At 52.8% G+C, this 11,918-nt stretch carries 9 protein-coding genes; all 9 read right to left on the reverse strand.

What is annotated here, in order from left to right; all coding sequences use genetic code 11:
• Positions 1 to 1,128: DNA mismatch repair endonuclease MutL (gene mutL, locus ACFQ03_RS24310; protein WP_379291567.1), on the reverse strand; the 1,128-nt coding region annotated here is incomplete at its 3' end.
• A gap of 121 nt (positions 1,129 to 1,249) precedes the next feature.
• Positions 1,250 to 2,701 (reverse strand): S41 family peptidase, encoded by a 1,452-nt coding sequence (locus ACFQ03_RS24315; protein WP_379291569.1) that lies wholly within the window; start codon positions 2,699 to 2,701, stop codon positions 1,250 to 1,252.
• A 41-nt stretch (positions 2,702 to 2,742) separates the two neighbouring features.
• Positions 2,743 to 5,394: a DNA mismatch repair protein MutS gene (gene mutS / locus ACFQ03_RS24320; protein ID WP_379291571.1), complete on the reverse strand. Its 2,652-nt coding sequence runs from the start codon at positions 5,392 to 5,394 to the stop codon at positions 2,743 to 2,745.
• A gap of 872 nt (positions 5,395 to 6,266) precedes the next feature.
• A complete protein-coding gene (locus tag ACFQ03_RS24325) occupies positions 6,267 to 7,721 on the reverse strand; it encodes a putative amidoligase domain-containing protein (protein ID WP_379291573.1) in 1,455 nt (484 codons plus the stop codon).
• A gap of 224 nt (positions 7,722 to 7,945) precedes the next feature.
• Positions 7,946 to 8,515 carry an outer spore coat protein CotE gene (locus ACFQ03_RS24330; RefSeq protein ID WP_379291575.1) on the reverse strand — a complete coding sequence of 190 codons (570 nt, stop codon included), beginning with the start codon at positions 8,513 to 8,515 and terminating at the stop codon, positions 7,946 to 7,948.
• 291 nt (positions 8,516 to 8,806) lie between these two features.
• Complete coding sequence (locus ACFQ03_RS24335) at positions 8,807 to 9,634, reverse strand: ABC transporter permease (RefSeq protein ID WP_379291669.1); 828 nt, start codon at positions 9,632 to 9,634, stop codon at positions 8,807 to 8,809.
• Positions 9,621 to 10,418, reverse strand: coding sequence for an ABC transporter ATP-binding protein (locus tag ACFQ03_RS24340; protein WP_186328208.1), 798 nt, complete (start codon positions 10,416 to 10,418; stop codon positions 9,621 to 9,623). Before ACFQ03_RS24340 ends, ACFQ03_RS24335 begins: the two co-directional genes overlap by 14 nt.
• A 68-nt stretch (positions 10,419 to 10,486) precedes the next feature.
• Positions 10,487 to 11,488 (reverse strand): ABC transporter substrate-binding protein, encoded by a 1,002-nt coding sequence (locus ACFQ03_RS24345; protein WP_144933468.1) that lies wholly within the window; start codon positions 11,486 to 11,488, stop codon positions 10,487 to 10,489.
• Positions 11,489 to 11,767: 279 nt separating this feature from the next.
• Positions 11,768 to 11,914 (reverse strand): hypothetical protein, encoded by a 147-nt coding sequence (locus tag ACFQ03_RS24350; protein ID WP_191964357.1) that lies wholly within the window; start codon positions 11,912 to 11,914, stop codon positions 11,768 to 11,770.
• Between the last annotated feature and the right edge of the window lie 4 nt (positions 11,915 to 11,918).

Below are 11,918 nucleotides of genomic sequence, written 5' to 3' on the forward strand. Positions count from 1 at the left end.
CGCGGCAGGCGGCGCAGCCTGCGGCGGCGGGGGCAGCGGCGGTTCGCCAGGCGCTGCGGCAGGCTCGCTGCCGTACCACGCCAGCTGCTCGTGCACCACAGGCTGGCGCTTCACCGGCTTGGAGCCGCTTGGTATCAGCACCTCCTGCCGCAGGGCCGAGCGCACCGCCTCCTCCAGCAGCTGCATCAGCTCCGCTTCCTTGCTGAACCGGACCTCGAGCTTCGAAGGATGAACGTTGACATCGATCAGGCTCGGGTCCATCTTCAGATGGACAGCGGCCAGCGGATACCGGTTAATGGGCAGCAACGTATGGTAGCCCTTCAAAATAGCCTGAACGAGTCCATAATTGCGAATATACCTTCCATTAATCAACGAAGAGATTCCGAGTCGGTTCGCCCGCGTCCATTCCGGCAGCGAAATGAACCCGGTCAGCGTATAATCCAATGTCTCCCCGGAGACGGGAACCATTTTCTTGGCTGCCGCACTTCCATAGACGGCTGCGATAACCTGCAGCAGATCTCCGTTGCCCAGCGTCCTCAACAGCGAGTTGCCGTTATGCTTAAGGGAGAAAGCTATTTCGGGGTGTGCGAGCGCCAGCCTGTACATGAAATCCGACACGTGGCCTAATTCGGTCTGGATCGTTTTCATGTACTTAAGCCGGGCCGGCGTATTGTAAAACAGTTCCTTCACCAAAATATCCGTGCCTCTATTGGCCGCTGCCTCCTCCTCTGTAACGACCGTTCCGCCTTCCACCACTATCCGCCGGCCGAGTCCTGATTCATTGTCGGAGGTCAGGCATTCCACCTTGGCTACGGCAGCGATACTTGGCAGGGCTTCCCCTCTGAAGCCGAGCGTACGGATGTGAAATAAATCTTTGCCGCTCGAGATTTTGCTGGTCGCATGGCGGAAGAAAGCGGTCCGGCAATCCTCCGCCGCCATCCCCGACCCGTTATCCGTCACCCGGATCAACTGAATGCCGCCTTCCTCCAGACTGACGTCCACCCGGGTGCTTCCGGCGTCTATCGAATTTTCGACCAGCTCTTTCACGACCGAGGATGGCCGTTCCACCACTTCACCTGCTGCAATCTGGTTAGCGATATGCTCGTCCAACAGTCGGATAATTCCCATCCGGACCGCCTCCTTTCCTCATTTTCCAAGCGTATCGTTTAATGCAAATTTTATAAGTGCCACATAATAGCGGCCCGATCCGGCCGATTGGGACTTCATTTCTGATCGGATAGCTTGTGCATTAAGATATCGTAAGAGTCAACTGCCCGGCTTCGTCGGACCAATCGAATTTGTCGTACGATTGCTTGAAGGCATTCAGTTCAATATACGTCATGTCTTCTTTCATCTTCATTTCCGCTCCGAGCGGGAATTGAACCGCATGGCCATCTAGCGTCATTTCAACCATTTGCCGGTCGGCCTTCCATTCGATGGTGCCGCCGGCCAGAGAAGCAAGAATGCGGGAATGAACGAACGTACGGCCTTCTTCGCGAAGAACAGGCACGCTCCCGGCAAATTCCACTCCGTTAATCCGTACCGCCTGTCCCTCCGACTGGCTTACCTGCAAATTGTCTGCACCGGCCGTACGAAGTGCGGTTAACAATTGAGGAAGATCTCCCTCTGCGTGAACGTCCGGCGTAATTCCGACTCCGTTCACTTTATCCGATTTCGGAGTCAAGTACTCTTCTATCGTCAGCTTCAGGACACTGCCATCGGATAGCTCATAAGAAGCCTGTACGCTACCTTTGCCGAATGTCTTCGTACCTACAATGGTTGCCTTGCCGTGATCCCTCAATGCTCCGGACAACAATTCCGATGCGCTGGCGCTGTTCTCGTTGACCAGAAGAACGACCGGATAGCTCACTTCAGAACCACCGTCAACCTTGATCTCAGCCTTCTTCCCGCTGCGATCCTGGGTTTGCACGATGACCCCTTCCTTCACAAAATGCTTGGCTATCTCAACCGAAGCATCCAACAGCCCTCCGGGATTATCCCGAAGATCTATGACCAAGCCGCGGATGGACTCGTTTTTCCACTGCTCCATAATCTTGGAGAACTCCGCTGCCGACTCCGTGGAAAACATGGTCAGTTCAATATAACCGATGCCTCCTTGCAGCAGTTTGCCCGTTGCCACAGGCACCGTTACCTTTTTCACCGTCGCCTTGATTTGCAGCGTTTCCTCGCCCCGGCCAACGGAAAGCTCCACTTCCGCATTTTCCTCTTTCGGAATAAGGGCAACCATTTCATCCAGAGTCATTTGCTCCGTCACCGGCTGGCCCGCGACAGACAGTACCCGGTCACCTGCCATCAAGCCGGCTGCCTCCCCGGGGGAACCGGGAATCACCCGTTCAATGGCGATTCCTTCAGGAATCTTCGTCACTACGATCCCCAATCCGGTATACTGTTGGTCTATTGTGTTCTGGAAAGCTTCCCATTCCTCAACCGTCATAAAACTGGTATAAGGATCATCGACTGCTTGCAGCATGCCCTTGATAGAAGCTTCCGACAGCGTCTCAGTATCCACACCGCTCACATGAAGATTCTTCAACAGCTCATAAACTTCAAGTACACGATACTCCAGGTCATCCACATATAGTGCTTCGTTTGCCTCTTCCGCATAAGCCGGAAGCGCAAGCGTCAATGCCATAATGACGGCGAGCATAAGCGATTTCCAGCGATAAGTCCTGTTCTTCAATCTGATTCCTCCTCCATTGGATTGCAGCTTTCGGGTATAAATTAACAATCGTTCTTGAGTTCATATAGAAAATTCATCGCCTGAAGAGGAGTCATATTGATCAAATCGGCATTTTTCAACCGTTCCATCACCTGCTCCGCCTTGCCTGACGATTTACCGTCTGAAGCGGCGTTATACCGGGCTGCTTCTAGTTCCCGGGATTTCGAGCCCGAGGCTCCCGGTTTTGCTTCGGATAGGGAAGCTTCCGGCGGGAAGAAGCTCAACTGGACCGCCGCTGCCGCCGCTTCCTCCTCGGCATGCTGTACGGCGGCTCTGGCCTCGAAGGCGTTAAGCAGCGTGTAGGATCTCTGGATGATCGATTCCGGGAGGCCGGCAATTTGTGCGCAATAAATTCCGTAGCTCGTGCTCGCAGCCCCGGGGATCAGCTTGCGCAGGAAGGTAACCTGCTGCCCGCTTTCTTTAACCGCCATACAGAAATTACGCAGGTGCGGCAGGCTCTCGTCCAAATGTGCCAACTCATGAAAATGAGTTGAAACAAGCGTCTTACACCCAACCTGGTCATGCAGGTATTCGATCACCGCCTGGGCTATCGCCATTCCTTCCCCCGTGGATGTCCCGCGGCCCAACTCGTCGATGATGACCAGGCTGCGATCCGTCGCTTTCTCGGTCATCACCTGAATGTCCATCATTTCGACCATAAAGGTGCTCTGCCCGCCGATCAGATCATCAGCCGCCCCGATCCTCGTAAAAATCCGGTCAACCAGCGGAATGACCGCACTCTCCGCCGGGACGAAGCTGCCGATTTGCGCCATGATCGACAGAATGGCCACCTGCCGCATATAAGTGCTTTTACCGGCCATGTTCGGACCGGTAATAAGCATGATCCGGCCTTCGTTCATCTGCAGCTCCGTATCGTTCGCGACAAAGGCACGCTCCTCCAGCACCGCCTCGACAACCGGATGTCTCCCCGCCTTGATGGACATATCGCCGCTCTCTGCCAAGACCGGACGGCAGAACCGCCGTTCGGCGCCGACCGTTGCCAGAGACTGCAGAACGTCGATGGTGGCGATGATCCCTGCCAGCTTCTGCAGCCTGTCCATCTGACCGGCGATTCGCCCGCGAAGCTGCTGGAACAAGTCGTATTCGATGACTACAATCTTCTCTTGGGCTTCCAGAATGAGTGCTTCCTTCTCCTTCAGCTCGGGCGTAATGAACCGCTCGGCATTCGCCAGCGTTTGCTTGCGCTCGTAGGTGCCCTCGGGGATCGAATGCAGATTGGAACGGGTTACTTCTATGTAATATCCAAATACTTTGTTATATCCGACCTTCAGCGATTTAATTCCGGTCTTCTCCCGTTCCCTGCTCTCCAGTTCGGCAATCCATTGCTTTCCGTTGCGGTCGGCTTCGCGGAGCTGGTCGAGATATTCGTGATAGCCGTCACGGATCAGTCCCCCGTCTCTTACGGATACCGGCGGTTCGTCAACGATCGCTTCCTCGATCCATGCGCGGATGTCCTGGCAATCGTCCATTCCTTCAACGAGCTTATGTAGTGTGGAAGAACCCGATTGGACGCATACTTCCCGCAGCGCCGGAACTTGCCTGAGCGAATGCTGCAGCGCCACCAGGTCTCTGCCGTTCGCGTTGCCGTAGGAGATCCGGCCGACCAACCGCTCCAGATCGTAGACCTCCTTCAGAGCCGAGCGGAGATCATCGCGGACGATGACCTGATTATGTAAGCATTCCACGGCTTCTAGCCTTTCCTCGATCGGCCCGCGCGTTATCAGCGGCTTCTCTATCCATCGGCGCAGCATCCTCGCCCCCATGGAGGTCACGGTTTGGTCCAGAAGCCATAGCAGGGAGCCCTTTTTCGAACGTTCGCGAACGGTTTCGACCAATTCCAGGTTGCGTCTGGTGAAGGGGTCCATTACCATGAATTGATTCGTCTCATAACGCCGGATGGAAGTAATATGAGCGAGCGCTCTCTTCTGCGTTTCACTCAAATACGCCATGAGGACCGAAACGACCTTCTTCTCGGCTTGTCCAAGCGTGCCCCACTCTTGCTCTCCAAAGAAGGAGCCGGCTTCCGGATCCTCCGCCTCTCTGACCGTATACAGCGGAGCTTTGGCCTGGCCTTGCAAGGCTGTTCTAACCCTGTTCAGCAGCGCCTCCTCCCCGATCACCTCCGAGGGAGAATAGACGGACAGCTCGTCCAGAAGCGATTCCTCCGCCTCCACCTCTGTCACATACAGCTCCCCGGTAGATAGGTCGCAGGCCGCGAAAGCGAAGCTTCCTTCCACAGAAGCAAGACAGGCCACATAGTTGTTGGTGCCTTCCGGCAGCTGCTTGCCTTCCATGACCGTTCCCGGAGTAACGATCCTGACAATTTCCCGGCGTACAATTCCCTTGGCCTCCTGCGGATTCTCCACTTGCTCGCAGATCGCCACTTTATAACCCTTATCTATTAATCTGGAAATATAGTTATCGGCCGAATGATAGGGAACGCCGCACATCGGAATCCGCTCTTCCGCCCCGCCCTCCCGACCGGTCAACGTCAGCTCTAGCTCCCGTGAAGCAATGATCGCATCCTCGAAAAACATCTCATAGAAGTCGCCAAGCCGGAAAAATAGCAAAGCGTCCTTCGCCTCGGCTTTGACGGACAAATATTGCTGTATCATCGGTGTATACTTAGTCATTTCAAACCCCCATAACAGAAACAGCGTATAAATTTCATTATAACATGAATGGTTGGAGGCCCGCCTGATTTTTTGACAACTCATTTCCATTTCTTTAGAGGTCCGCCAGGACAAGCTTGGATTGAACCAGGTATACATCCAGCCGGCCGTTAGCGCCATGTCGGTGATTTGCAGCGAGTTTTCGAACAACGTGACCGTGAAAAAAGAAACTGTTTAATAGAGCCAGCAAACGTCGCTTAGGGCATCCGTTCAGAGAGCGACGGCACCTTCATTAATATAATGTAGGTGGGAGAATCGACGAGTTCCATCAGGGGCAGTGGAGTCAAAAACCTGCGAAAGTACATCTTTTGGAATGTTTGTCGAGCTGTCGCGGGGAAAGCCTGCAAAGATACATCTTTTTGGCTTGTTGAAGCGGCGGTTTGGTTATTTCGAACGAGAATTCCTGTATTTTCTCGCAGGCTTTTCTTCCCGAAATCTAGATTCGCTACATAATTGATGTACTTTCGCAGGAATTTATGTTCGCTGAGGAATGAAGTGCCGATAATCACTGACGTTGCTGATTATTCGGGATATAGTCATGCATATTTTCGCGAACCTTCTCCACAACTGTACCGGTGATGTCCCAAAAGACAAGCAACAGCATTTGCACGTCTTTGGCTGATTTCAAGTTAAATATTACAAAAGACCTGCCGTTTTGTTTTTGCAGGCCTTTTCTTCATCACCTTTTTTGAAGCTCGCAAAAAATTATGCCAAAACGCACGTTCGAAAAGCTTGTGCATCCTTTGGCAGAAATGCGTAAATGTGAAGCCTGTTGGTCCAGACCGCTCCTGGCCGATGGCGCAACTCGGGCTAGGGATATTTGCCCAAACTGATCAGAGCCTCTCCAAAGTTTTCCGGCCTGCCGGAAGGTTCAATTCCGAAGCGGCGGGGAGTTTCCAAGCACTGCGAAAATCACCCGCCGGCAGAACCTTCCAGCCAAATACGATTTGCTTCAATGCGTCCAGCTCTTTCCTGTAGGTGGAATAAGCGGGCAATCGTTCGAGCTCTCCCCATAGTTCGCGGACCACCGGGCGCAAATACGTTTTGTTGCCTTCGTAAAATGCCTGCTGCACCTCGAACCGTGTCAGCGGCTCCTGCTTTAGCTCGCCATAGTGATCCATGATGCAGCGGGTCAGGCACAATACCCCTGCGCTCAGACGGGGGGAACCGAGCCAACTCGCCAACGAGCGGTATTCGAATCCGCCATGGGCTTTGCGGCGAATATCTCCCAGATAGCCATAGCGGGGCCGGCGATATCGATCACGCTCTTCCTCCGTCAGCAGCATCGGGAGGGCCAAATAATTATCGAGCATCCGGACCAACCGGGAATGAAGCCAGATTCCGCTAATATGAATATGGCCGCCGAGCGGAATCCCGCGCACGGGCATGCCTCCCGCTACCCAGGCAAGATCGCGGTCCGTAATCAACCGGGTCGCCTGCAGAAGACTTCTCCGCAGATGGCGGACCAATTGCCTCGGATCGGAGGCGGGTTCCGGACGCAGCTCCACCAGCGGCATGAACGTTCGCTGTCCGCGCACAATCACGTTATCGCAGCCGACTGCCCCTTCCTTGTCCATAAAACGGGAGGCGGGAGTAATTTTCCCTTCCCGATTCTGCAGCACGAATTCCGGGTCCGCCCCGAGCATTGCTGCAGGTGCCCCTCCCGCCTGCTTCCTGACATCCGCGGCAAATTGACGGATCTCCTCGACAAGCCTTCGGACCCAGCCGCCCATCAGCTTCGGATTGGGCTCCACATCAACAATGACGGTCCGGCTGTCCGCCGTTACCGCCGTTCGTACCAGTGCAAAGTCCAGGCCCAAAGCATAAACCGCTTTTAAAGAATCCTTAACCGCTCTGCGCACAGGGTGGCTCCAGTTCTCCTCCCCCAGCTCACGGAAAGCCGGACGGATGGCGGAGGCCGAACGAGCCAGCAGAGGTTGAGCGGCCTTCTTCTCGTAGACGGTCAACACTTCCAGATGAAAGACGGGGATCATATACTCATGTGTATACATAGGAAAGCCGCTTCGTTCCGCCCTCGTTTGAAGTATTCCCGGCTTTAATCCGTGAAGCTTCAGTATCTCTTCCCTCTCCGGCCGGTTACCGGCCCGCAGCACAGGTTTCAGCCGATTGAGCGTCAGCACTCCTTCCGGCTCCTCCACCTTCGTCCCCCACCGAATGACCGCTTCTACCGGAAAGTCTTCCGGCAGCCTATCTCCGTGCGGCAGGTCCAACTGCTTCAGAAGAGGCTCCAGTTCTCTCTCCCGGCCATGCAGCACAAAAATCCCCATAACCGCCCCTCCTTGCCGGCACCAACCCTGATGCCGAAAAAAAGCCTCCATTGATGCATACTCGGAGATGTTGTCGAATCCTTCTTTAGAGGTAGCTTTTTATGCCAATAAGAGTCTTATTTTACGAATTATTTATGCTGTAAAAAAATAAGACCCTTATGTGGTAAAAAAGAGGGCTCCCGCCCTCAGCATAATAAAGCCTGTTACATATAATGGTTAATAAGTCAGGTGTAGTCCTCGTCGATCAGTTCAGGATCCAGATCTTCATATTCGCCGAGATCCTCGCCATCAAAGTCATAGGATTTATCATGGAAATCCGGGCATCCGTTCGGATTCACAAGGACGCATACTTTCGTTTCCGCCACCATTTCGATCATAAACTCCCGCTCTACCCTAATAATGACACAGCTACCGTCTGCCGATACGCTCGCCTCGACGCAGTTCGGTTCCTGTGTCGCAGTAGCAGATACTTCTGCCGTGGAAGCCCTATGTTTTTTGTCAATGTAAGATAACGGGATGACATCGACATACGAAACCGTTTCTTTGGCTACGTCCGTCTTCGTATTCCGATCATACGAATACCAGATGTTAATATCATAAGTACCTATTACTTCTACTCCGTCGCTCGCTTTGGCCGCTTCGTACTGATGATTGATAATCCACGCGCCTAGGATGCTGGTTGGAGCATGAGACGGAGTTACGGTATGGCTCACCTGACTGAATTTACGTCCTTTGCCGCAAACTGCTTTTGTTATGATCTCTCTAAACTGCAGATCTTTATCTGTAATCGACATCGTTTCAACCTCCTCCATACAATCATTCTTTTAAATTGTATGCAGGACATTCGTCTAGGGTGACAAAAATTTTTGAGAATCCGAGAAACCACGCCAAACTTGTTCATTCCTGATTTTTCTAGGATTTTTGGCGGCTGCCCTTGCCTTGTCGGACAACCCTCGGCTTTCTTCCTTCTTTTTGTCTTCTATTCTTAAACCGGATGTCGACGGAGGGAAGGAATCCCCCCTGCAGCGTGGGAGTCCCCTCCGGGCCGCCGGTTCCCGACGAAGTCCGCCTGCTGAAGCAAATCTTTAATTCTTCCTTGCAAGCCTTCCTTCCAAGTAGGCTACCGCTTGATACATCAAGGTCGCTACGATCGCGATAATAAACAGACTGCCGATAACCAGAGAGAAGTTGAACACTTGGAAACCGTAGATGATCAAATAGCCCAGTCCTTGTTTCGACACAAGAAATTCCCCGACAATCACCCCGATCCAAGCCAGACCGACATTCACCTTCAGAGTGGAAACAATCGTCGGAAAGGAAGCCGGCAGAATCACCTTGCGAAACACCTGGGTCCGCTGCCCCCCGAAGATCCGGATCACCTTCACATAGTTCGAATCCACCTCGTTGAAGCTCGAGTAGATGACCAGTGTCGTTACTATGACCGTTATAGCCAATGTCATGGCGATGATGGACAGGACATTGGGACCCAGACCGACAATAAAAAGAGGTCCGAGCGCTACCTTGGGCATACTGTTCAGGACGACGATGTAGGGATCGAGAACCTTTTGCAAAAAAGGCGACCACCAGATCAAGATCGCTATAGCCGTACCCACAAGCGTACCTAGAATGAAGCCGACCAGTGTCTCCAGCACCGTCACCCCGATATGCGGAAGCAGACTGCCGTCCAGCAGCTTGGAATACAACAGCTCGATGATTTTGCTGGGGTAGCTGAACAGCAATACATCTATCCATTTATTCCTTCCCGCCATTTCCCATAGGATCAACCCGCCCGCAAGGATCGCCAGCTGGGACAACCATACCAGCCACTTCATTCTTCTGCGCTGCGCCAAATATTGTCCGAAGATCGATTCTGTCAAAGCTGTCCGCATAGATGACTTGTTACCGGTTAGCATCATTGACACCACTCTTTCTTTCTTGAGTCTCCAGCTCCCTCCAAATTTGATTGAAGATCGGGTGAAATTCAGCCGCCTCCCTGGCCTTGAAAGGCGTCTCATGCCTTATCGGCTCCGGAATGATAATCTCCTTGCGCAATATGCCGGGGTTGCGGCCCATAACCAGTACGCGGTCACTCATCGCCACCGCTTCGGAAATATCGTGGGTGACGAGCAGGGCTGTTTTGCCTCTGGCCTTCAGGGTAGCGGACAGCAAATCCTCCAGCTCCAGCTTGGTCTGATAATCAAGCGCCGAGAAAGGCTCATCCAGAAGCAAAATATCCGGTTCGGTCACAAGAGTCCGCACCAAAGCCACACGCTGCCGCATCCCTCCGGACAATTGAGAAGGATACTGATCCTTCGTATCGGCCAGCCCCAGCTCATTTAACAGATGAAGGGCATACTCCCGGTTAGCCTTCGTAAGCTGACCGGTCAGTTCCAACCCGACCAAAACATTCTGGTAAATAGTCCTCCAGGGAAACAAATAATCCTGCTGAAGCATATAGCCGACCTTGCCTGACGGGCTCTCTACCGTTTCTCCAAAAATCTGCACCGTCCCGGATGTTGGCCGGATCAGCCCGGCGATTATCGAAAGCAGGGTTGTTTTTCCGCAGCCGCTTGGACCGACCAGACCGACAAACTCACCTGGTTCCAGCGACAGGTTGATCTCTTCGATGGCGAGGGAGGCGCCTCTTTCGGTTACGTATACCTGAGTAATCTCATTCAGACGAACTGCGGCTTCCATTCCGATTCCCCCTTTGCCCGTAAATATAGATTTACTTCACCACTCTTGTTCAAATCTCTCAGGAATTGTTACTCCTTCTGTTTGGCCTGTTCCGCATACTTGTTATTAACCAGTGCAGCCGGTTCAATTCTTTCCTTCAGCTCTCCGGCTTCCTCCATGACATCAAGCAGATTATTCCACTCCTCGTCATCGATGATAGGATCGCTTGCATAGCTTCCTTGCTCTTTATAACGCTGAACTACGCGGATTATAATGTCCTTCTCCGTATCCTGGAAGAAAGGAGCGATGGATTCGGCTATGGCCTCTACCGGCTGGCTGTCGACCCATTTCTGCGCGCGTTGGACCGCGTTAGTGAATTTTTGAATAATCTCTTCGTTCTTGTCGATATAGCTTTTCTTGGCCATAAAAACGGTATAAGGCAAACGTCCGCTCTCCACTCCGAACGATGCTATGACCGAGCCTTTGCCTTCCTTCTCAAACACGGATGCCTGCGGCTCGAACAGCTGGACATAATCTCCCGTGCCCGAAGCGAAGGCTGTCGGGATGTTGGCGAATTCGACGTTTTGCAGCAGGTTCAAGTCTTTATGCGGATCGATTCCGTGCTTCTTCAATGTAAATTCACCCGCCATCTGCGGCATTCCGCCTTTGCGCTGACCAAGGAAAGTGCTCCCTTTAAGCTGCTCCCATTTGAAGTCCGGCATCTCCTTGCGGGCTACCAGAAACGTCCCATCCGTTTGCGTCAGCTGGGCGAAATTCATGACCGGATCATCACTACCCTGCTGATGGACATAAATGGAGGTTTCCGAACCGACCAGCGCAATGTCGATCCCTCCGGAAAGCAGCGTGGTCATCGTTTTATCTCCGCCGAAGGTAGTCGTCAGCTCCACCTCCAGCCCCTCCTCTTTAAAAAAACCTTCTGATAGGGCTACATACTGGGGAGCGTAAAAAATCGAACGGGTTACTTCTCCCAGTCGGATTTTCGTTGCTCCTCCGTTTTGCGAGCACGCGGGCAGTATAAGCCCGAGCGCCAGCATCAGCACAAGGAACGCTTGCCATCCCCGTTTACTCATGAACATCATTCTCCTCCCCGCTAGTGATTGTTCCCTGTATCATATGCAGAAGCCCAGCAAGTGGTTTAACCTCAGCCGACTTTTTCCCTATTTCCTGCTGTATACCTGGAAAAAAAGAATGAACCCGAATGCTCTATCCGGATTCATCATCTGAGCGTTATCCCTTCCAATCAAGGAGTGAATAACCAATCATCACAACACTTCTTCTGGAGTGTCGCGATAACCTTCCTTCATGACCCGGCAGTTAGCCACATTCAATTCTATTTCAGCATGCGCCGGTCACTGATTCGTTGTTTGAAGCTTCGTCACTTTCCTTCGGAACGGAATGGACGCCTTAGGCAGGAATCCATTTTCATCCGTCTGACCGACTCCTTGTATCCTCCATATGAGAAAAAGCGCCCCGGAATAAGGGCGCTTCATATTCATGCGA

Origin of the sequence: Paenibacillus residui, from assembly GCF_042677205.1 — a bacterium.
Taxonomy (GTDB): domain Bacteria; phylum Bacillota; class Bacilli; order Paenibacillales; family NBRC-103111; genus Paenibacillus_L; species Paenibacillus_L residui.